The sequence below is a fragment of the Methylobacterium sp. genome, assembly GCF_019745455.1.
GTDB lineage: Bacteria > Pseudomonadota > Alphaproteobacteria > Rhizobiales > Beijerinckiaceae > Methylobacterium.
Genome location: NZ_JAIETD010000156.1, coordinates 1 through 19,414, shown reverse-complemented (window position 1 = coordinate 19,414; position 19,414 = coordinate 1). Strand labels below are relative to the sequence as shown.

18 protein-coding genes and 1 pseudogene are annotated in these 19,414 nt (G+C 67.3%); 7 read left to right on the top strand and 12 right to left on the bottom strand.

Features of this window, described 5'->3' with window-relative positions; translation table 11 throughout:
- Positions 1-294: 294 nt before the first annotated feature.
- From K2Y56_RS25035 to K2Y56_RS25020, 4 genes are all read right to left on the bottom strand, one after another.
- The gene (locus tag K2Y56_RS25035) at positions 295-1,560 is read right to left on the bottom strand and encodes a DUF262 domain-containing protein (RefSeq protein ID WP_292514451.1); all 1,266 of its coding nucleotides are present in this window, start codon (positions 1,558-1,560) and stop codon (positions 295-297) included.
- A 149-nt stretch (positions 1,561-1,709) separates the two neighbouring features.
- Positions 1,710-2,390 carry a hypothetical protein gene (locus tag K2Y56_RS25030; RefSeq protein ID WP_292514448.1) on the bottom strand — a complete coding sequence of 227 codons (681 nt, stop codon included), beginning with the start codon at positions 2,388-2,390 and terminating at the stop codon, positions 1,710-1,712.
- Positions 2,387-3,184, bottom strand: coding sequence for a hypothetical protein (locus K2Y56_RS25025; protein WP_292514445.1), 798 nt, complete (start codon positions 3,182-3,184; stop codon positions 2,387-2,389). Before K2Y56_RS25025 ends, K2Y56_RS25030 begins: the two co-directional genes overlap by 4 nt.
- On the bottom strand, positions 3,181-3,705 hold the full coding sequence (locus K2Y56_RS25020; RefSeq protein WP_292514442.1) for a hypothetical protein: 525 nt from the start codon (positions 3,703-3,705) through the stop codon (positions 3,181-3,183). Before K2Y56_RS25020 ends, K2Y56_RS25025 begins: the two co-directional genes overlap by 4 nt.
- A 203-nt stretch (positions 3,706-3,908) precedes the next feature.
- Between K2Y56_RS25020 and K2Y56_RS25015 the strand changes: the two genes are divergently transcribed.
- On the top strand, positions 3,909-4,214 hold the full coding sequence (locus K2Y56_RS25015; protein WP_292514440.1) for a hypothetical protein: 306 nt from the start codon (positions 3,909-3,911) through the stop codon (positions 4,212-4,214).
- A 9-nt stretch (positions 4,215-4,223) separates the two neighbouring features.
- Positions 4,224-7,628 carry a MobF family relaxase gene (gene mobF, locus K2Y56_RS25010; RefSeq protein ID WP_292514437.1) on the top strand — a complete coding sequence of 1,135 codons (3,405 nt, stop codon included), beginning with the start codon at positions 4,224-4,226 and terminating at the stop codon, positions 7,626-7,628.
- Positions 7,629-7,684: 56 nt separating this feature from the next.
- On the opposite strand, the gene K2Y56_RS25005 is transcribed toward mobF, so the two are convergent.
- Complete coding sequence (locus K2Y56_RS25005; RefSeq protein WP_292514434.1) at positions 7,685-8,239, bottom strand: hypothetical protein; 555 nt, start codon at positions 8,237-8,239, stop codon at positions 7,685-7,687.
- Between the two features lie 472 nt (positions 8,240-8,711).
- Complete coding sequence (locus tag K2Y56_RS25000; protein ID WP_292514431.1) at positions 8,712-9,506, bottom strand: helix-turn-helix domain-containing protein; 795 nt, start codon at positions 9,504-9,506, stop codon at positions 8,712-8,714.
- Positions 9,507-10,366: 860 nt separating this feature from the next.
- Between K2Y56_RS25000 and K2Y56_RS24995 the strand changes: the two genes are divergently transcribed.
- Entirely contained in the window at positions 10,367-11,050 is a 684-nt protein-coding gene (locus K2Y56_RS24995; RefSeq protein ID WP_292514428.1) for a ParA family protein, read from the top strand.
- Positions 11,050-11,403 (top strand): stability/partitioning determinant, encoded by a 354-nt coding sequence (locus K2Y56_RS24990; protein ID WP_292514426.1) that lies wholly within the window; start codon positions 11,050-11,052, stop codon positions 11,401-11,403. Before K2Y56_RS24995 ends, K2Y56_RS24990 begins: the two co-directional genes overlap by 1 nt.
- Positions 11,404-11,769: 366 nt before the next feature.
- On the opposite strand, the gene K2Y56_RS24985 is transcribed toward K2Y56_RS24990, so the two are convergent.
- Together K2Y56_RS24985 and K2Y56_RS24980 are read right to left on the bottom strand one after the other, a co-directional pair.
- Positions 11,770-12,756: a radical SAM protein gene (locus tag K2Y56_RS24985; RefSeq protein WP_292514424.1), complete on the bottom strand. Its 987-nt coding sequence runs from the start codon at positions 12,754-12,756 to the stop codon at positions 11,770-11,772.
- A gap of 10 nt (positions 12,757-12,766) precedes the next feature.
- Positions 12,767-14,185 carry an FAD-dependent oxidoreductase gene (locus K2Y56_RS24980; RefSeq protein WP_292514421.1) on the bottom strand — a complete coding sequence of 473 codons (1,419 nt, stop codon included), beginning with the start codon at positions 14,183-14,185 and terminating at the stop codon, positions 12,767-12,769.
- An 82-nt stretch (positions 14,186-14,267) separates the two neighbouring features.
- Here K2Y56_RS24980 and K2Y56_RS24975 point away from each other — a divergent pair, with 82 nt between their 5' ends.
- Both K2Y56_RS24975 and K2Y56_RS24970 read left to right on the top strand, forming a co-directional pair.
- The gene (locus K2Y56_RS24975) at positions 14,268-15,314 is read left to right on the top strand and encodes a methyltransferase domain-containing protein (protein WP_292514418.1); all 1,047 of its coding nucleotides are present in this window, start codon (positions 14,268-14,270) and stop codon (positions 15,312-15,314) included.
- Positions 15,314-16,369 carry an SDR family oxidoreductase gene (locus K2Y56_RS24970; RefSeq protein WP_292514416.1) on the top strand — a complete coding sequence of 352 codons (1,056 nt, stop codon included), beginning with the start codon at positions 15,314-15,316 and terminating at the stop codon, positions 16,367-16,369. Before K2Y56_RS24975 ends, K2Y56_RS24970 begins: the two co-directional genes overlap by 1 nt.
- Here the strand turns inward: K2Y56_RS24970 and K2Y56_RS24965 are convergent.
- Both K2Y56_RS24965 and K2Y56_RS24960 read right to left on the bottom strand, forming a co-directional pair.
- Positions 16,362-17,099 carry a glycosyltransferase gene (locus K2Y56_RS24965; protein ID WP_292514412.1) on the bottom strand — a complete coding sequence of 246 codons (738 nt, stop codon included), beginning with the start codon at positions 17,097-17,099 and terminating at the stop codon, positions 16,362-16,364. The genes K2Y56_RS24970 and K2Y56_RS24965 overlap by 8 nt on opposite strands.
- The gene (locus K2Y56_RS24960) at positions 17,096-17,680 is read right to left on the bottom strand and encodes a TIGR04282 family arsenosugar biosynthesis glycosyltransferase (RefSeq protein ID WP_292514410.1); all 585 of its coding nucleotides are present in this window, start codon (positions 17,678-17,680) and stop codon (positions 17,096-17,098) included. The genes K2Y56_RS24965 and K2Y56_RS24960 overlap by 4 nt, the downstream gene beginning before the upstream one ends.
- A gap of 83 nt (positions 17,681-17,763) precedes the next feature.
- Between K2Y56_RS24960 and K2Y56_RS24955 the strand changes: the two genes are divergently transcribed.
- Positions 17,764-18,615: a sterol desaturase family protein gene (locus K2Y56_RS24955; RefSeq protein ID WP_292514407.1), complete on the top strand. Its 852-nt coding sequence runs from the start codon at positions 17,764-17,766 to the stop codon at positions 18,613-18,615.
- A gap of 36 nt (positions 18,616-18,651) precedes the next feature.
- On the opposite strand, the gene K2Y56_RS24950 is transcribed toward K2Y56_RS24955, so the two are convergent.
- Positions 18,652-18,900 (bottom strand): hypothetical protein, encoded by a 249-nt coding sequence (locus K2Y56_RS24950; RefSeq protein ID WP_292514405.1) that lies wholly within the window; start codon positions 18,898-18,900, stop codon positions 18,652-18,654.
- A gap of 218 nt (positions 18,901-19,118) precedes the next feature.
- Positions 19,119-19,301: pseudogene (locus K2Y56_RS26630) on the bottom strand (DUF302 domain-containing protein); the annotation flags it as partial.
- Between the last annotated feature and the right edge of the window lie 113 nt (positions 19,302-19,414).

Below are 19,414 nucleotides of genomic sequence, written 5' to 3'. Positions count from 1 at the left end.
CGCTTCGCCAGATGCGCGCCGTCGAAGGCACGGCAAAACCTTAGCGTATATCTGGGTCCGTTCTGTGTACCGACCCCAAGAATGGATGCGCATTACCGTGCACACGGGGAACGTCTTTCACTATTGACGTAACAAGTACTTCGAAATAATTGGCAATTGCCAGAACTAGCGACCTACGAAAATTATTGCTGGCCTCATTCGCAAAGGATGGCTCCCCTTTCTCAATTAGAAATGCATAGAGCGCTTGATGCGTCTCATAAAAGTCATCAATTTCTTTGCCGTCCATGTGACTGTTCACTCCGCTAGAATAGCGCGAGCGCGCTCGAACCTTTCTTGGACATGGGCGGCTCTTCCAATACCCTCTTTAGTGGCATCGACAAACTTTTGATCTGTCTTTAGCTTGTTTAATTTCTCTTCATCGATCTTCCAAACCTCAACATTCTCGCTCCGGAAGGCGTCTGTGCAGACCGCCCTGAAAACGGCCTCAAATATCGCAATACTAAATCTACCACTCCTCTCTACACGAAAGGCTTGCGAATTAATCTTAGAAATTTCCTCAAAGAATGATTTGAACAGAGCCTCGACATAGGCCAATTTATTCTGATCAAGGCGCTTACCTTTGCGCGCAAAATTGTTCAGAAACCTGCCAAGTGGCTCCGTGTACTCTTCTCCTTCAACGACCATAGCAAGAACTCGCAACAGTACTTCTGTATCCTTTGCGTGCAGATCAGGCTCTGGCTGGCCGATCAAATCTCTCCAAGTCTTATTTAAATTAATTTTATCGAGCAGCGTCATAAGATCAGAATGATACATGCTCGCCCGTATTTCTTGGGGCTTGAGATTTACGCCACCTGTATTCAATCTATTGAAAATCTCGAACACAGAACTATCACGGTCTTCTTCCGGGCTATTCTGCTTGATAATAACATTTCGAATTGTTCTTAAATCGAATGTCGTCTTGTCGTCACCTAGTGTCTCATAATTCTTGCCGTGATATTTTGACTTCTGCCCTCCATGCCCAGTAAGTGCCAAATTGAAATTCGTAAAATACTTATCATCATTCAATACCTCTGCTGGCAGCAAACCTTTCTCGGCCACGATACGCCTAATCTCTGGCCTCTTTTCGCGGCGGGGGAAGCGCTTCTTTGCAAAGTAGTAGATGGACATGAGCCTTTGCTGCCCATCTATGACAAGAAATGAGTTCTTTCCATCTTCATACAAAAATACCTGCGGCACCGGCAGGCCTATCATTATCGATTCAATCAGTTTTGAAGCCTTCTTTATGTCCCAAACATAGTTTCTCTGAAAACCAGGTACCTTGAATGGTCCAGCATCGATAAAATTAACAATCGTAGTTAGATTAAAATCGTTCGGCGATGCCGTTATATCATATTCCTTGAAGCTGCTATCGACATCCTCTCCGCCGTCATCTGTAAACCAGCCAGCGCTAGACGCCTCTTCATTCTGCACAGCTTCAGCTTCTTGTCCGCCTTCCACCTCCGCAGCCGCTCCTGCTTGGCCGACGTCTTCAGCGATCTGGTTGTCTTTCGTCTCTTGCATCGCGGGCGTCTCACAATTTTTTGGATGTATGGCAGTCTGCCGGACTGCTGTCGACGCCACTACACCGTCTGCGGTTGAGCATGGTGTGTGGGCCCGGCCCCGCTTCTCGTGGGGACCAGGATCTCTGGGTACCGGCGATAGCCGGCTGGTTATGGACGAACGACGGCAGGTGGTCGCTCGACCCACAAAGGCACCCGGCAAGCCCGCCGGCCGCCCTGCACCAAGATCTCCGCCGGCTCCCGGCACACCGACAGCGCGGCCCTCGGATCGTTCCAGCGCATCAAGTCGACCCAAAGGCTTGCCGCCGCTGGCCCTTCACGGAACGCCGCGCGCACGCTGTCCTTGGTCGCCGCTACGCTGGCCCGGCCGGATCGATCGCCGGCCCACCAGCCGCCTGCCGCGCCGAGCGTCACGGCACCGACGACCGCAAGCCCTACGAGGACGGCCGTGCGCCGGTCCAGAGCGCGTACGCGGTCGGTCAGGGCGCGTTCCGCCGTATCGGCCAGGATCGCGGAGAGGCTGCGGATCGTCTCGGCCTCGGTCGCCTCGCACTCAGCCCTGAAGCGCGCGGTCTCGGCCTCCGCCGTCTCCCGCCCGCCTTGCAGGATGTCGTTTAGGCGCTCTGCGACGTGCTCCGCCGTCGCGGCGAGGGCGGCGCGCTGCTGGCCCACGTACATCGTGGCGCGGGCCAGCGCCTCGACGAGCGGAGCCATCGGATCGCCGTGCTGTAGCCCGCCCGCAATAGCGGCATCGCGCACTGCCCGGCCCATGCGGACCGCTTCCGCGAGGATGGGGGCGCTCGCCCCCACAGGCTCGACCGGCCGGCTCACGGCAGCCACTCCTCGACCGACGCGAAGGCCTCCGCCATCCGCCGCCGCCAGATCGCAACCTGCTGGGCACGCCATGGCCCGAGCGGCGGCTGCCCGCCCGGCACCTGGTTCTCGGAGGCGGCCACGAACGTCATGCCGCGCTCCTCCACCTCGGAGGCCGGTTCGAGCCTCGGCATCGAGACGACGCGCGCGCCGCGGATGACGGTTGCCGTGAGGATCGGGTGCGCCTGAACGGTTGCCGAGAAGGCCGCGTGCGGGGACCTGCCCGGCGGGACCATCCCTTCGTTCAGCACCAGGATCGTCGCGGGAGCCGCCAGGAGCGATCCCTCCTCTACGGATTGCAAGAAGGCCATGTCGTCCGAGGCGGGCCCGATGAGGTGGACGGCCACGAGATCGACGCCGAGTTCGGTCAGCCAGGGCAGGAGGTCCATCTCGCGGGCCAACCCCTTCAGCACGAGGTCTCCGCCGCCCAGGTCCAGAACGGTGTCGCGGCGCTCGGTGAGCAGAGCCTCGACCAGACCGGCGATCCATGCGCGCACGTCGGCATCATCAGCCGACGGCGGGCTGAGCACGCCGGAGAAGGACCGGGCCAGGGACTGGTTGGTCCTGTCGCCGTCGGCCACGACCGGCACGCGCCCGGCATCGAGCGCCCGCTCGATCATCCAGCGGCACAGCATGGTCTTGCCACGCGAGCCCCGTCCCATGGGCAGGACCAACTTCGGGCGGCGCTTGGCGAGGTCGGGCGCGAGGATGGGCGGCGTGTCGTCGGGGAAGGCGCGCTTGGGGCGGGTCATCTACGGGTCCTATCGAGAGCCGGGCGAGCGTCCGCGGCCGGCGTGATGCGGGATGGTTGAGGCGGGAGGGGCACGCGGGCGGCCCCCATCGCGGCGAGGACGGACTGGATGCGCTCAGTCGCCTCCTCGACCGTGCCGGCGGGAGGGGCCATCGCCGACGCCGTAGGCGGGGAAGGCGTCGGGCGGACAGCGTGCGGGGCCGGCGCCGCAACCAGGCGCACGCCCCGGACCAGCTCGCCGGGACGAGCGGCCTCGCGTGCCTCCGCCTGCCGGGCGGCCGCCACGGCGGCTCGAACCCGCCTCCACGTCCGCGAGGCGGTGTCCCGGGTCAGGGGGCGACCGTACTCGTCCGTGAGGCAGAGCTTGTCGAAGACGACGAGTGCAGGCGTCCACTCCACCCGGCCGGCCCCGAGCTCGCGCAGCAGTTCGTCGTGGTGGCGCGCCATCCAAGGCGCGAGCCTCCGGTCCCCCGCACGAGCGCGGGCGAAAGCGGCGGCGATTCCTCGGCCGTGACGCGGCATCAGGCCCTCCTCTCCGGCTGGTGAAGGAGGGTGGCAGCGGGGCACGAAAAACGCTCGACGCGGGGACGACCGGGACGCGCTGAGGTTCTCAGGGTCCCTACAGACCAAGGCACCCAAGGTGAGGGCAGCGGGTGCGGCGCGGGGGTACAATGCGAATCGTTGCCCGGCACAGGTGCCGCGGCCGGCAGTAGGGAAACGATGCGGTGGCGGAGGGTGGCAGCCTTGGGACGGTACTGGCGGAGGTCGCGGACCTGCGGACCGGGGTCGCCGCGCTGGGTGCCGCGATCGGCCAGATGCTCGCCGGCCAGCAGGCGCAGACCGCGCTCCTCGATGCGCTCCTCGCGGCCGTGACCAGCCTCGGCGAGCAGGGCGGTGATGACGGACTCGCGGAGGCGCTGGCCCGGATCGCGGATAGTCTCGACACCCAGGGCGAGACGCTCGTCGGCATGCGGGAGGGCCTCAGCGCGATCCCCGACGCCGTAACGGCCGCCGTCCGCGCGGGCTGGTAGGAGGCGCGGGTGCTGACGTATCGTGTCGGCAGCGCAAGTGGCCTGAGCGGCGCCCGGGCCATGGCTGCCCATCTCCTTGAGGCCACCCTTCCCCCCGAGCTGGCGCAGGTCGCCGCGTACTACGCCCGCACACCCGGTCTCGCCGGGAACCCGGGTCCCGGGGCCTTCGCCGTCACGGTGCCACGCGTCCGCGAAGATCTCGACCCCCGGCTCGCCGCCCTGCTGGGTCTCGACTCCCGGAGCATCCCGGACGCCGACGCGATCGCGCACTTGCTGGCCGGCAAGCGCGCCGACGGCACCGCGGTACCGGGGCGCAGGCAGCAGCGTCCGACCCTCTCCCTGGCAGCCGAGACCGGGCTCGCGCACGATCGTCTGCCGACCTCTCAAGAGGTGACCGAGGTCCTTGCCGGCCGGCACGCTGGAACAGGCGCGCCCCTGCCGGCGGAGCGTGCCGCAAAGCTGTGCGGCCGCCTCCTTCGCCTGCTCGGCGCGGACCAAGCCATGCCGGCCGAGAGGGTCGCGGAGGCTGTGGCTGCGGGCAGGCGAGCCGATGGCGGGCCTCTGCGCCCCACCACCTATCTCGACGGCCTGACGGCCTCGCGCGCTCCGGTTTGCTTCGCGGATTTTTGCCTGTCCGCCGATAAAACGGTCTCGCTGGCTTGGGCCCTCGCTAGCACGGAGGCGGAACGCGCCCTGCTGCACGCCGTTCACCGTGACGCCGTGGCCGCCACGATGCACACTATCGAGGCCAAGCTCGGTCGCGCCCGGCGCGGTAAGGGTGGTCGCGGCGGCTACGAGCCGGGCAAGCTCGCCTGGATCGCCTTCGACCATTTCACGTCGAGACCCACCACCGAAGTCGCGGATACAGACCCGGATACGGGTGAAAGCTACACCCACCTTGCAACGGTACGCGTTGCGGGCACTCCACAACTGCATACCCATGTTTGTGTACTGTCCCACGTGCTCACGGGGTCGGGACACGTTGGTTCGGTCGACCTCGGGCAGCTGGGCTCCGGCGGTGGCGGGAAGGTAGCCATCCACGAGCTCGGCGCCCTGTTCCAGAGCCACATCGCCACCGGCCTGCGCCGTCTCGGCATCGACACGAGACTCGACCCGGAGACGGGGGCGGCCCGCATCGTCGCCGTGCCCGAACGGGTCCGGGCAGCCTTTAGCCGCCGCACCGCCCAGGGCGAGGCCGCGGCCCGGGCCTTTGCTCGCAGCCAGGGCCTCGACTGGGACAGCCTCGATGCCGGCCGGCGCATCGGCCTGCTCAAGCGCGGTGTTCAGGGCGATCCGCGCGCGGCCAAGACCGACGATTGCGGGGACCTCGGTGCTTGGCGTCGCGAGGCCGCGGCCCTCGGCTGGCAGCCGGGGCCGCTGTCCAATCTGGACACGCCCATTGCCCTTCCGGACCGCGCCGAACGGGTGCGGATCGCCCGCGCCGCGGCCGCGCCCCTCCTCGCGAAGGCCTTCCACGGCGAGGCGGTGCTCGACGAGAGCGCAGCCCGGATCGCGGCGGCGCGCGGTCTCGTGGCCTCCGGCATCGGGGATGCGGCGGAGATCGAAGACGTGACGCGGGCCCTCCTCGCCGGAGGCATCGAGGAGGGCGGCGTCCACACCGCGGTGATCGCGCGAGAGGTGCGAGGCTCGCGCGGCGAGACCGCGGTGCGCCTCACCACGGATGCGCATGTCGATCGCGAGACCCGCCTCGTCGCGCTCGCCCGCGCCGCCGCGTCCAACCGTTCCACGGCCCTCACCGTCGCGGAGGTAGACGCTGGAGCTGCGGCCTCGGGCCTCGACCTCTCCGGCGCGCACGGCGAAGCCCAGTATCGCGCCATGGTCGCGCTCGGAACCGGTGGGAAGGTCGGGCTGGCCCTCGGTGCCGCCGGCGCCGGTAAGAGCGCCCTGCTGTCGGGCCTCGTCCGGGCTTGGAGTGCCCAGGGCCGCACGGTCTACGGCGCGGCCGTCGCTTGGCGGCAGGCACACGCGCTCGCCGATGCCGGGATCCCGGAGAGGCAATGCCTCGCCATCGCCGCCCTCCTCGCCCGGGCACGCGCTGGAACGCTGCAGCTCGACCCGGGGGCGGTGATCGTCGTCGACGAGGTGAGCCTCACCTCGGCCAAAGACGCACTCGCCATCCTGGAGCTGCGCGAGACGGCCGCATGTACGCTCATCGCCGTCGGCGACCCGAGGCAGATCCGCAGTGTGCAGGCTGGGGGCGTGGCGGGTCTGCTCGCGCGCGCGACCGGGGAAGCGGTGGCAGAGGTGAACACGACGGTGCGCCAGCGCACAGCCCAGGAGCGCGAGCTCGCCGGCCTCGCCCGGGCCGGCCGGGCGGGCGATGTCCTCGACGCGCTGCGGGACCAGGGCAGGGCGCGGCTCGCGGCCGGCACCCGAACCGAGGCCGCCGAGGCCGTCGCGGAGCTCTGGCAGGAACGGGTTGCCGCAAGCGGTGAGGACGCGGTGCTCGTCGTCGCCCCGACCCGTGAAGCGTGTCGCCTGGTCAGCCTCGCCATCCGTCGGCGCAAGCAGGCCATGGGTCGCATCGGGGCCGACGCCGCCATGCTCGACGCGACCGACCAGGCCGGCGACCTCTACGAGCTGCCGGTCGCCGTCGGGGACCGCCTGCGTCTCTTCGGCCGGACACACGCGCGCGGTGCCGGGGCGGGCCTCCTCGGGGTGAACGGTTCGGTTGTCGAGGTTCGTGGCATCGGTGCCGGTGGTCTCGTCCTGCGCTCGGCGAGAGGGCGCGAGGGGCTCGTCCCGTGGAGCGCGCTGCGCGACCGCGAGACTGGCCGCATCCGCGTCGCACCCGGAGATTGCCTGACGGTAGCGGCCGCCCAGGGTGCCTCGTACGAGGAATGTTTGGTGGCGATGCCGTTTGGCTCGCAGGGGGTCGATGCCGGCGCTTTCTACGTGGCAATGAGCCGCCACCGGGCGACCTCCTGGCTGGTCCTCGGGGAGGGCGCGGAGCGGCGCGCCGTGGCCGCGGGCAGGAGCCTCGGCGACGCCCGGCCGATCCGCGCCGCCGATCTCTGGTCGCACGCCGCCGCGAACTTCGCCCGCCAGCCCGGAAGCGAGGGGGCGCTCGACCTCCTCGACCGCGCAGCCAGCGCCCGGCGCGCCGCCGAGGACGGGTTCCGCCGGGGCCTCGCCCGCATGGAGGCCAGGACCGCGCGGGGGCTGGCGCCGACCGCCCTGCCCGGGCTCGGCCGCCATCGCCGGCTGGTGCTGGCCCTGGAACCCCTCGCGGCCCGGTTTGCGGCCAGGGCCGAGCTCCTCGCCCAGGTCACCGCCAGGATGGCCGGGCTCGGCCGAACTCTCAGCCGGGCGCTCGATGGCGCGCGGACCGGGACCAGCACTAGGCCGCCCGCAGGCCGACAGCGACCAAGCGAGCAGGTGCCGCGGCGGTGAGGCCGCGGCACCGGATACGCGCAGGGCCGGAACGCAAGCTCCCACCCCGCCCACCGTCAGGCGCCGACGCTCAGGGTGACGACCGGCACATCCGCGTCGTCATCCTCGCTGGCGTCGCGCCAGCGGATGCGCGGGGCGGGGCCCGGCACCTTCTCCACGTCGATCACGAGCGGGTCCGGCTTGCCCGGGAGGGTGGTCCCGGCCGGTCCGTAGGCGATCAGCGCGCAGTAGGCCGTGACGCGCAGCCGGCGGAGCGAGAGCGCCGCGAGGCTACCGTCATCCGTGGCGATGTCGATGTCCTCCAGGACATCGAGGAACATCCATCCCTCGGGTTTGGGTTCGCCTTGGCTCTCGCCGACCCGACGCTCGATGGCGCGCTGCAGCTCCTCGGCGACCGGGGCGACCGGGGGCGCCTTGAGCAGCGTGCGGACCTCCTCCCGGAGGCGCGTGTCGGTCTGGCCGACGGGGATGAAGGCGCTCTCCAGCGCGGAGAACGCGGTCACGGCCGCGGAGTAGGCCGCGAACGTCTTCGGGGTGGGCGGGGCCTCCAGGGCCTGGAGGCGGGCAACGCTGGTCCGGAGGTCGGACCGCAGGATGGGTGAGGTGATCATGTCGGGCCTCGGTGAACCCGGGGCCGGATGGCCGCGGGGCCCGACAAGCCAAGCACTCGGCAGATAGAATACCAGGGCTCCCGGAACTGCCCTGGCAACGACCGGACGCCGCTACGAGTGAGCGCCAAGAGATCCGGCCGGATCCTTTTTTCTTGGTGCAGCTCTTCAGCTGCACTTCGCACCGCTCAAACCGGCCCAAAACCGCGCTTTAGATGCCGCCCAGGCGCGAATCGGTCGTGCACATCACGATTCGCGCGTCGGTTTAGGTCGGGCGGACGACCGGCCTGGATGCCGAGGGATGGGCCCCCAGCGGAGTGTGGCGGATGCGTCCCACTCCGGTGGGGGCCCATCCGCATTGGACAGTCATCCCTCTCGCCTGCCCGTTCGGCAGAGCGAACGTGCGAGCAACATCGCATGTCGGGGGTGCATGGCCTCAGCCCGCCGCGGCGGGGCGCTTCCGCGAATCGCAGCGTCAGCCTGAGGTGGCTCCGGCTTGCCTGCGACCCTGCCTACCGGCAGCTCTGCCACGGTTCCGATCCACAGAATTGACAGGACTAGAACTTCCAGTAGGCGTGCCCTTCGCTGTTTTGCACCCTCCCCCCTGGTCAACGCTACCGTCCGCGCGCGCCGCCTCCCAAGGCGGGGGTGTGATCGCGCCCTCGCGGCGTCCTTTGGCGAGACGCAGCCAGGCCGTCCATTCGGCCGCGACGATGCGCACGATGTTCGTGTCGTTGCGGAAGCCGGTCACCCGCCGCTCCTCGACGGTCACGAGACCCAGCTTCACGGCCTCGCGGATAGCGTTGCGCACCGTGGTCTCGGCCACGCCGACGACGGCCGCGAGGTTCCCAACGGCAAGGCGGCAATCCTTCCGCCGCACAGTCTCGGCCGCCACAAGGGAGAGGACCGCCTGCTCGGCTAGCGTGAATCGAGCCGCGAGCCCCGGCGGAAGCCGTCCCGATGCGGCCCAGCGGCGACGGCGCTCCATCGAGGCATCCGTGCGTGGGCGCGAGCCGACGGTCCTTCTGGTAGACGTAGCGGTATCCCGAGCGGGCTGGCTATCGCCTCGATTAGAGGCTGCTGGCGCTGCTAGGGAAACCCGCCGGGCAGCCAGCGCCTCAGTGCGTGCCTCGATCAGGCTAGACAGCACCTCGGCCTCGGCCTCCGTGACCCTCCCTTCCCCGTAAGCACGCCACAGCAGCGCAGTCACGGATGGAAGGGTGATTCGGTCGGCCGCCTCGATCGCGCGGCGGATCTCGTCTGCAAACACGTGTCTCGGCCCTTTCTACAGGGCCACAGGGGGACGTTCGGCGGCGCAGGTGATGCGCTCCGTTCAAGACAAGCCGGTATCGCTGCCAGAACCGGGGTTCTGACTTGACGCCCGAGGGCGCTTCATGGCTTGTGAGGGGCGCAACAGGCCTCACAGCCGCTTCGATTTCGACAGCCTCGACCTTGCCGGGTCGGGGCTGTTGGCTTTTCAGGGTCCTACTGCGGCGGTCGGTGCTCCGGGTTGTGCCGGCGACTCGCATGAGGTGCGCGCCAGCCGGACATGGCATGTCGGCCGGGTCACACGGCTAAGTCAACGTCAGGGACAGGATGGGCTCCCTCAGCGCGATGACGTGAGCCGGCGTTGCTGTGGTCGAGTCCGGTCTATGCGCCATAGCTGCTGCTGGGCTGTAGTTCTGGTCGGCCGCGATCAAGCTGCCGTCGCAGAGCGTCATACTCGTCAGCCTGGACGGCTCCCTCACGCGCCCGCAGCGAGACGAGATGGAGCATCATTCGCGGATCAGCGCGTGGGCCGCCCTCTGCGCTGGCGTCGCGGTGCTGCTACAGGTCGCGAGCGCTCTCCTGGCGGGATAGGCTGTAGGCCAATCGCATCATCGCCCGCATTTCCGCAGCCTCCGGCAACTCCTCGGTCCCGAGCAGGGCGCTCATCGCCTTCTGCGCATCGAGCTAACGTTGCGCGGTTCACTGCTACCAGTTAGCTATCTAGTAGCTGATACTAGTCAACAGCTAAAGGGAAGCCAGCTATTAGCTACCAGCTTACTAATAGCTACCATTTGATATCCGTTAGCTATCTGTTAAGCTATGCATGATCTGGTGAGTGCAGCGTCCGAAACGGGAGGAACCATGCCCGTCATAGCCTTTGCCAACCCGAAGGGCGGCTGCGGGAAATCGACCAGCGCGCTGCTGCTGGCGACCGAGCTGGCCGTGAAGGGTGCTTCTGTCACCATCATCGACGCTGATCCGGAGCGTTGGATCAGCCAATGGGCGAAACTCCCTGGGAAGCCGGAGAACGTCACAATCATCAGCGACGTGACAGAAGAGAGCATCGTGGACGCTATCGATAGCGCCGAACGCGAAGCGGCCTTCGTCATCGTAGACTTAGAGGGTACGGCTAGCTTGTTGGTAGCCAATACCATCGGCATGGCCGACTTGGTAGTAATCCCTACGCAGGGATCAAGCATGGATGCCAAAGGGGCGGCAAAGACGATCCGCCTCATTCGCAACTCTGAGAAGCTGTCGCGGCGGCGGATCGCCCATGCTGTCCTGCTCACTCGTACCGGCGCGGCCGTCACCTCCCGCGCCCTGCGCAACGTGCAAGAGCAATTGCAAGCAGGTGGCATCGAAATGTTCGAAACGGCTGTCGTGGAGCGGGCTGCCTTCAAGGACCTGTTCGATTTTGGCGGGACACTATCGGGCCTAGCCGCGACGCAGACGAGCAACCTCGAAAAGGCCATCCAGAACGCTCGCGAGTTCGCAGGGGAGGTGGTCTCGAAGCTGAAGGCGGCGAGCGCGAGGACTGCAGCGTAATGGCCGGTAAGGAACGCGCTTCTCTCGGCTTCGGCGACGAACTCGACAACATTGATCCGTCCGCCTGGGCCAAACCAAAGCCCCGAGATGACAAGCCTGCCCCCGAGGTGACGAGGCAGGCCGCCGAAGCGACCGGCTTCCGTAGCCGAGAGCCCGCCAGGATCGAGCAGGCGCCGATGACGCCTCGGCAGCAGCGCCGTCGCCGGACAGGTCGCACGGCCCAGCTGAACCTCAAACTGAAACCAGAGACAATCGAGGCGTTCACCCGCGTCGCGGACACAAATGGCTGGGGGCTCGGCGAGGCCTTCGAACGCGCTGTCGTTCTGCTAGAGCAGAGCGGCGCCGCCAAGTGATAGCTGGTAGCTACCAGCTTGCGCAGCGGATTGGAGGTGCTTAGGGATAGTACCTCTATTCGCATAAGGGCAGCTTATGGGACGGGGGGCCAAGCCAGTGGGTGGCAGCAAGCGACCCAACCTCGCCATTGAACACCGCCAGGAATATTTCCGGAAGCGGACGTCAAAGAGCAAAAGCGATGATCTATGGGGACGCTTAGGACTGGCGAGTAGGCCGACTTCAGGTTTCCCGTGGGCTTGAATAAATGTTGCTTGAGCGAAATCATTTCGTGGGCCAACTCGTGGATCATCGTAAAATGTCGCGCAAACAACCGGACAAATGGAATGCGAAAAGCATTGATGGAACCTGTGGCCGGTACGGTTGCCCTAGCCGCACGTCGCCCCGCCGAGCACACAGAAGCGCGAACAGTTCGGATGGTTGAGGGCGACCGAGCCCAGGGCCGCCGATAGGTCTGGACCCAGGTCGAAGCCCTCGTCGTACGGCACCAGCGTACACGCCACGATGGAAGGGCTTGCCTCCCCGCGCCGCCGCACGACCATCCGGCTCGTGGCGCACATCATGGCGTCGGGCGACTTTCCGACCAGGGCCCAGCAAGCCTCCGTCACCTCGGGGACATCCGCGGTCGCATCCATTTCGGGGAACAGCACCAGTCGCGTCGGGTCGTCCACGTCCAGCTTGATACCGAGACCGGCGAAGAGCGCGGCATAGCCACGCCGCGCCTCGGCATCGGTCTCACCCGCCAGGTGACGACCGGCGACGGCGAACGAGAAGCCTTCGCGAGCGAGCCAGCCCAAGCCGGAGAGCGCGACCTCCCAGGTCCCGGGCCCTCGCTCCGCCTCATGAACGGACGCGGTGTGGTGGTCGAGGCTGACACGGAGTTCGAGGCGGTCTTGGTGCTTGTCGCGCAGGGTCAGCAATTCGGCCTCGAAGCGTCGCATCGGTCGCATGGCGTTCGTCAGCACCAGCACCGAATGTTCGTTCGCCAACGCGAGATCGAGCATCGCCGGTAGCTCGCGATTGAGGAATGGCTCGCCGCCGGTGAAGCCAATCAGACGCGTCGGCAGCCCGAGCGACCGTATCTCGTCGAGATACCGGGCCACCTCCGCCGCGCGCAGGTAGACCAGCGCGTCGTTGCGGGGGGTGCTCTCGATGTAGCAGTTGGCGCAGGCGAGATTGCACAGCGTTCCGGTGTTGAACCAGAGCGTCTCCAGACGTGCGAAGTCGACGCTGGCGCGGGGCGCGCCAGTCAACGTCTGGGCCCGATCCCGGAACTTGCCCGGCGCGAGCCTCGGGGCCCGGCTGTCACGGAACGGCGAGCAGGAGGGGCCGGCAGGCGGGGGAACGGGAGCCATCGGGACCGCCTCAGCCCAGCCGGCGCCGAAGCGCTGCGAGGACGCCGGCCCATATGCGCGCCGGTCGTGAGAACAGGCGCGGTGCGTACATGGCGAACGCGGCTGCCTTCGTGATCTCGGAACGGGTCGGATACGGCAGGATCATGCCCGACAACGTCCAGGGTGTTGGTTTGGCACCGCCGATGGAGAGAACCCACGGCATCGTCAGGTCGCCCACCCGCTCTCCCACCAGGCAGGCGCCGACGATCCGGCCATTCCGTCGCACGACCTTGAGAAAGCCGACAGAAGCTCCCTCGGCGACGGCCCGGTCGTTGTCGGCGAAGGGTTCGCGCATCGCCGTGACACGGCCGCCCCGCTCCCTTGCCTCCGCTTCCGTCATCCCGACCTGCGCGAGTTCGGGGCTGGTGTAGGCGACCCGCGGCAGGGCGCGGTAGTCGACCCGGGCACGCAGCCCGAACCCGATGGCGGCGACGATCCGCGCGCCCTCGTAGCCGGCCGCGTGGGTCAGGCGAGGTCCATCGCGGCAATCGCCGATGGCGTAGACGCCGGGTGCGCTGGTCTGCAATCGATCGTCGACGACGATGCCTCCGCCGTCCGTATCCACGCCCGCCTCTTCGAGGCCAAGCCCGTGAAGGTTCGCGGATCGCCCCAGCGCCACCAGGAGATGGCTTCCCCCGACGGTGTCGCCGTCATCCAAATCGACCGCGACGCCGCCTCCGACGGACGACACGCCTCGGATGGCGGCCCGGTGGAACGCGATGCCTTCCGCCTTTAGTCGCTCCGACACCAGCGCCGCGGCTTCAGGCTCGTCCCGGGATAGGGGTGGCCCCCGGTCGATCACCGCGACTTCGGCCCCGAGTCGATGGAATGCCTGCGCCATCTCCATGCCGACCGAACCGGCGCCCAGCACGACGAGGCGATCCGGAAGGGCATCGATGGAGAACAGCGTCTCGTTCGTCAAAAAGGGGACGATATCGAGACCCGGGATGGACGGCACGGCAGGGCGGGACCCCACCGCAAGCACGATCCTCGGTGCCCTGATGGTCCGGCCGGCGACCAGCAGCGTTCGGGGAGCCGTGAAGCGGGCATGTGCTCGGATCACCTCGGCGCCCCAGCCCTCGAAACGCTCCTGCGCGTCATGCGGGGCGATCTCGGCGATAACGCCGCGCACCTGCGCCATCACGCCCGAAAAATCGACTTGCGGCTCCTGCGCGCGGATACCGAAGCGTCCTATGTCGCGGACCGCCTGCGCCCGGGCCGCGATTGCGAGAAGGGCCTTGGACGGAACGCAGCCCGTATTGAGGCATTCGCCCCCCATCGCTCTCGCCTCGATCAAGGCCACTCGCAGGCCAAGCTGCGCCAAGCCTCCCGCGGCGGTGAGGCCGGCCGCCCCGGCACCGACAACCACAACGTCGTGCGTCCAGGACATCACGATCCTTCCTTGCGTCAGCCCGCGCGATTGACCCCACTCCACGCGGCGTGGTCTCCCCCGACCGACAGGAGCGATCCGCATGAGCCTCGAAAACACCCAGCACTACTACGGTCGGGTCCTGCAAGGATCGGCCGACCTGCGGACCGACGCCTGCTGCACGCTGGAGCCCCCGTCGCCGGCGGTTCGCTCGGCCCTGGCGCGCATCCACCCGGATGTGTCCGCGCGCTACTACGGATGCGGCCTGGTCGTTCCCGAGCGTGTGGCGGGCGCCCGCATCCTCGACCTCGGATGCGGATCGGGGCGGGACGTGTACCTCCTGTCGCAACTTGTCGGGGCCTCCGGATCCGTTTTGGGCATCGACGCGACCGCCGAGCAACTCACGGTGGCACGCCAGCATCGCGACTGGCACAGGGACGCCTTAGGATACGAGACGTCCAACGTCGATTTCGTCGAGGGCGACATCGCGCGGCTCGACGAGCTCGACCTTGAGCCCGCATCGTTCGACGTGATCGTCTCGAACTGCGTCATCAACCTCGTGACGGACAAGGCCGCCGTCTTCTCGGCGGCGCACCGCCTCCTCAAGGAAGGGGGAGAGCTGTACTTCTCCGACGTGTACGCCGACCGGCGCCTTCCCTCCGCATGGAAGGAAGACCCGGTACTTCACGGGGAGTGCCTCGCCGGGGCACTCTACTGGGGAGACTTCCTGACGCATGCCCGCGCCGCGGGCTTCGTGGATCCCCGTCTAGTCACGGACCGTCCCCTCAACGTCGGCGACGCGGAGGTCGCCGCGAAGGTCGCTGGTACCCGGTTCTTCTCGGCGACTTACCGACTGTTCAAGCTCGCGGCTCTCGACATGGCGTGCGAGGATTACGGACAGGCCTTGCGCTACCGGGGCACCCCAGCTTCGGCCGTGCCGTTCCACCTCGACAAGCACCATGCCTTCGAGCCCGGTCGCATCGTGCCGGTGTGCGGGAACACCTACCGGATGGTGGCCGAGACCCGGTTCGCCCCGGAGTTCGACCTGTTCGGGAATTTCACCCGGCACTTCGGCATTTTCGCCGGCTGCGGCACCGACCTGCCCTTCGGCGGCGACGCATCCGGGCCTTCGTCGACGGCATGCTGCTGATGGCAGCCTTGCGCGTCTTGGTCACCGGCGCCGCTGGCCTCCTGGGGGCCGAACTGTGCGGGGTCCTCGCCGAGCGCGGGCACGGGGTCGTAGGCCTCGTCCATCGGAACGGCGGCTTCGTCCGCACCGATGGCTCGGTGTTCGAGCCGGCCCGGGCGGTCGGCGGTTCGCCGGTCCCCGGAGCGTTCACATGGGTCCGCGGCGACGTGCGTGTTCCGGGCCTTGGCCTCGACGACACGGAATTTCCCGATGGGCTCGACCTCGTCATCCACTGCGCCGCGCTGACCAACTTCGCGGCGTCCGAGGCGCAGTACCGGGCCGTCAACATAGAAGGCACGGCGAATGTTGCCGCCTTCGCCAAGGGACGCGGCGCGGGCCTCGTTCACGTCAGCACGGCCTACGTCTGCGGCGAGCGATCCGGACCGATCCCGGAGGCGCGGATCGAGGGAGCGGCATTCGCCAACGGATACGAGGCCAGCAAGGATGCGGGCGAGCGCTTGGCCCAGGCGAGCGGAGCTCCGGTGGCGACGGTCCGGCCGTCCATCGTCGTCGGCCGTGCGGAAGACGGAGCGCTGGGCCGCTTCGAGAACATCTACGCCTTCCTCAAGCTAATCGGATCAGGCCGCATAGGCACCCTGCCGGCCACGGCTGGTGCGACCCTCGACCTCGTGCCCGTCGATCACGTCGTCGGGGGGATCGTGGACGTGGCGGAGCGGTTCGAGGCCGCGGCGGGCCGGATCTTCCATCTCGTGTCCGGGGAGCCGACGATGGTGGCCGACCTTGTCTCCCACGACTATCCAGGTTTTCGCGTGCCCCGGTTGGTGGCCCCGGACCGCTTCGACGTGGCAGCCCTGCCGCCGATGGAAGCCTACCTTTACTCCAGCGTCACCGCCCGCTTCGAGAGCTACCTGTGCCGCGACCCGCGGTTCGTCGCGGAAAACTTGATGCGGCTCTCCGGCCGAACCTGTCCACCGACCGGGCCGGGATTCCTGCGCCGTCTGGTCGCATACGCGCTCCGCGCCGGTTACTTGGTTCCCGAACCGGAACTCATCTGACGTCGGGATAATGTCGCTCAAGACCGCGACGCAGCCCGAGGCCCCAACGGACGCCGACCTTGAGATAGATCCAGTTGGCCTTGATCGGTCCCCACGCGGCGACACGACGATCCGAGGTGAGGACGATGCGGTTGACGAGCCGGATGCGCCCGCGTCGGACGAGGCGCAGGCATAGGTCGGCATCCTCCATCAAGGTGAGGTTCTCGTCGCATCCCCCTACTGCCTGGAAGTCGGCGCGGCGGAAGAACATCGCGTGGTCGCCGAAGAGCAGGCGGCCGCCCCGCAGGAACAGGTGGGGCCGGAACAGCAGCGGCGCGTACCAGGTCTTCAACCAGTTGTGCAGGCTGGTGCCCCAACGGACGGTCTCGGGGCCCGAGAGCAGCGGCGTGAAGCTGGCCAGCGCGAGTCCAGGCTCGTCGAGCGTTCGACGGACCACCGAGACCGCATCGTCCGGCAGCAGCGTGTCGGCGTGAAGGATACACACGAGCGGCGACTGTACCGCCTCGACGCCGTGATTGATCTGGGCTGCCCGGCCTCGCGTCGGGCACCGAAGAACTTTCACGAGACCGGAGGCGGCCGCGATCTCGACGCTCGCATCGACACTGCCGCCGTCCACCGCCACGATCTCGGCCGGCGGCGGGTCGAGGGCCGCGAGGTGACGCAGCAGCCGGGGCAGGGTTGCGGCCTCGTCGAGCATGGGAACGACGATGGCGACGTCTTGCAGGCTCATGCCAGGAGGTCCGGAAACTGCGCGAGATCCTCCGGCCGGTCCAGGTCGGACAGCGTATCGAGGATGGCCGTCTCGAAGCCGCGCTCAGTGAGGCGCGCCAGGGTGATCGTGCAGACGCGGTCGGTGCTCCAAGGCATGTCCTCGAAGAGGAACGGCATGGGCTGCGCGATGCCGAGTGCCCAGTAGCCCCCATCCTCCGCCGGGCCGACCGCGGCGGGTCTCGACGACAGGGCTCGGGCCAAGGCAGCGAGATGGGCGACGGTCAGGGCGGGCGTATCCGCCCCGAGCAGGATCGCCGGCGCCCCCGACGCGGCGCGTGCGAGGCGCGTCCCGAGGTCGCCGTCGCCTTGGTCGACTACGTTCAGGTCATGCCCCAGCCATTCCAGGAACGCGTCCTCGCCGGCTCCTGTCGAACGGATCTCCATGGGCAGGCCCGTGGCGCGCATGGATGCCACCGTCCGCTCGGCGAGCCGACGATGGAGGGCGGCCGCGCCGTCCGGTCCCAGCGCGGGGATCAGCCGTGTCTTCGCCTTTCCGGGTTCGGGATAACGCGTGAACAGGACGAGGCGCGGGACTGTCATAGGTCGAGGTCTATCCGAACAGCGGATGAGGCGCACGGACCGGCCCGGTTGATCCTGACATCGGCGGCACCAATTCGACTGCCATGCGTCCCGACAGGAACCGCCAATCCGGCTTTCGCCTTGGCCGGCTCGAACTCGTCACCGGTGCCATCGTGGCCATCGGCGCGCTGGCCATCGTCGTCGCCGAGCGTCGCCGGCCGCTGAGGCGCCGGACCCAGCCCGGCCCGGACCGTGAGTTCGTGAACCTTGCCATGGGTGCCGCCAGCGCCCTCGCCATCATGGCGGCCGAGACACCGCTGGTCGGACCGCTCGCGCGCATCGCCGAGGAACGGAACCGGGGTCTCGTCCGACGCCTGCCGCTGCCGGAATGGGGACGCGACGTCGCCGGTCTTCTGTTGATGGATTACACGTTCTACCTGTGGCACGTCCTGACCCATAAGGTGCCTTTGCTGTGGAGGCTGCACCTCGTCCATCACGTCGACCTCGACCTCGACGCCAGCACGGCGCTTCGGTTCCATGCCCTCGACATGGTGGTCTCGGCCCCCTGGCGGGCCGGTCAGGTCGCGCTGATCGGCCTTTCCCCCCGGGGCCTGCGCCTGTGGCAGCGCTTCTTCTTCCTCTCGATCCTCTTCCACCACTCGAACCTCCGCCTGCCGGAAGGCCTTGAGAGGCGCTTGGCCTGGGTCCTGACGACACCCCGGATGCATGGCATTCATCATTCCGCGGCCAAGGACGAGACCGACTCGAACTGGTCGAGCGGCTTCAGCTTCTGGGACCGTCTGCACGGCACGTTCCGCCTCGACGTCGATCAGGACGCCATCGCCATCGGGGTACCTGCTTATCGCGATCCCGCCGAAACGGGCATCGGCCGATCCCTGTCGATGCCGTTCCGGTCTCAACGGGACGACTGGGCCCCGCCGTCGTATCATCGCTAAGGGCTGGCAAGCATCGGACAGGCTGGGCGTTACAGGTCAGGCGATGCAATTCAGCGCCGGGTGGTCCTTCGGGACGGCGACCCGGTACCAGATGAACGGCAGGAGGGGATTGGGCACGACGTAGATCCAACCGAGCGCGCGCTCGACGGGGCCATCCGGGGGCTTGTAGTCGAGGGACAGGTAGAAGCCCTTGTAGACGCACAGGCCAGGGACGATGCCAACGGAGAAAGTCCCGCCGACGAGATGACGTCGCCGGATGTAGATGCCTCCGTCGAAGCGGGTCATACCCCAGCCTGTCGGACCTTCCGCCAGTACGGTTCCGCTAGCGCGGTGCACGACCTTGAGGGTTCGACCATCCGCCGCCATCGGTGTCCTTCGCCCTTTATGTCATCCGACGTGAGACTGTCGGGGTTGCGCCTGTGCTACCTGCGGCGGGCTGCATCCTGGTTCACGTCTTCTGTCCGTGCCTTCTTGCGACCGAGGCTAGGCAGTCATCGTCAAAGCTACGGTTCCGTCGCCTTGTCTATCAGGCGTTCGATGCTAGCGCGCATCGCCTGGATCGGGCCGTCGCATGCTGTTCCGAGACCGTAGCGGCTGCGGAAGGCTCCCGGATCCGGCATCGTAAGCCAGACTTTCCCGCCGGCGTCCTCCCACGCCAAGGCCCGAAGCGGCAGGTCCAGGCCGATATGAACCGCTCCGGGATTTTCGGAGGCTCCAACTTTGGTAGCGTCCGCGGACGAGGTGTAAATTCGAGGACCGCTTTGGCGGGGATTGGGGTGGCCATCGGGCCATGCGGCTA

What these genes read in the sequence shown, in the direction of transcription:
- K2Y56_RS25035 (WP_292514451.1), bottom strand. Translation starts at nt 1,560, where the DNA reads ATGCAAGAGACGAAAGACAACCAGATCGCTGAAGACGTCGGCCAAGCA.
- K2Y56_RS25025 (WP_292514445.1), bottom strand. Translation starts at nt 3,184, where the DNA reads ATGACCCGCCCCAAGCGCGCCTTCCCCGACGACACGCCGCCCATCCTC.
- K2Y56_RS25020 (WP_292514442.1), bottom strand. Translation starts at nt 3,705, where the DNA reads ATGCCGCGTCACGGCCGAGGAATCGCCGCCGCTTTCGCCCGCGCTCGT.
- K2Y56_RS25005 (WP_292514434.1), bottom strand. Translation starts at nt 8,239, where the DNA reads ATGATCACCTCACCCATCCTGCGGTCCGACCTCCGGACCAGCGTTGCC.
- K2Y56_RS24995 (WP_292514428.1), top strand. Translation starts at nt 10,367, where the DNA reads ATGCCCGTCATAGCCTTTGCCAACCCGAAGGGCGGCTGCGGGAAATCG.
- K2Y56_RS24990 (WP_292514426.1), top strand. Translation starts at nt 11,050, where the DNA reads ATGGCCGGTAAGGAACGCGCTTCTCTCGGCTTCGGCGACGAACTCGAC.
- K2Y56_RS24985 (WP_292514424.1), bottom strand. Translation starts at nt 12,756, where the DNA reads ATGGCTCCCGTTCCCCCGCCTGCCGGCCCCTCCTGCTCGCCGTTCCGT.
- K2Y56_RS24980 (WP_292514421.1), bottom strand. Translation starts at nt 14,185, where the DNA reads ATGTCCTGGACGCACGACGTTGTGGTTGTCGGTGCCGGGGCGGCCGGC.
- K2Y56_RS24975 (WP_292514418.1), top strand. Translation starts at nt 14,268, where the DNA reads ATGAGCCTCGAAAACACCCAGCACTACTACGGTCGGGTCCTGCAAGGA.
- K2Y56_RS24970 (WP_292514416.1), top strand. Translation starts at nt 15,314, where the DNA reads ATGGCAGCCTTGCGCGTCTTGGTCACCGGCGCCGCTGGCCTCCTGGGG.
- K2Y56_RS24965 (WP_292514412.1), bottom strand. Translation starts at nt 17,099, where the DNA reads ATGAGCCTGCAAGACGTCGCCATCGTCGTTCCCATGCTCGACGAGGCC.
- K2Y56_RS24960 (WP_292514410.1), bottom strand. Translation starts at nt 17,680, where the DNA reads ATGACAGTCCCGCGCCTCGTCCTGTTCACGCGTTATCCCGAACCCGGA.
- K2Y56_RS24955 (WP_292514407.1), top strand. Translation starts at nt 17,764, where the DNA reads ATGCGTCCCGACAGGAACCGCCAATCCGGCTTTCGCCTTGGCCGGCTC.
- K2Y56_RS24950 (WP_292514405.1), bottom strand. Translation starts at nt 18,900, where the DNA reads ATGACCCGCTTCGACGGAGGCATCTACATCCGGCGACGTCATCTCGTC.